This window comes from Streptomyces sp. P9(2023) (assembly GCF_032436795.1).
Lineage (GTDB): Bacteria > Actinomycetota > Actinomycetes > Streptomycetales > Streptomycetaceae > Streptomyces.
Genome location: NZ_JAUPWM010000231.1, coordinates 1 through 359, shown reverse-complemented (window position 1 = coordinate 359; position 359 = coordinate 1). Strand labels below are relative to the sequence as shown.

The following is a 359-nucleotide window of genomic DNA, read 5'->3' as shown; positions in this document are numbered from 1 at the left end:
CTTGTCCCGCTGAAACGCGCCAAGAGTGCATCAGGAGTACGCTACATCTCTACCAGCAAAAACCACTCCTACGAACTCTGGGGGAAGAACAACGACATGAACCTTTCAACCCACGATGGCGGAAAAAAGCAAGTCGTTCTCAGTAACTGCAAGCCATAAACACCTTCCGTTAGCCACCTGTAGGGTCAACGAGACATCCCGCCGTCGTAGCGATACCCGCCGCGACTGCGAAGCCGTTGGGCCTGCCGCTGGCGTGTCGCCTCGCGCTGTTCGGCGAGCAGCTTCTCGCCCACGGCCTTGATGATCTGGGCCGCCTTGGCCTGCATATCGCGATTAAGCGGCCCCAGAGCGTCCAGAAC

1 protein-coding gene is annotated in these 359 nt (G+C 58.5%); it reads left to right on the top strand.

The features are described 5' to 3' along the window. Positions 1-9 precede the first annotated feature (9 nt). Positions 10-159 carry an MliC family protein gene (locus Q5762_RS40145; RefSeq protein WP_369671224.1) on the top strand — a complete coding sequence of 50 codons (150 nt, stop codon included), beginning with the start codon at positions 10-12 and terminating at the stop codon, positions 157-159. Positions 160-359 lie beyond the last annotated feature (200 nt).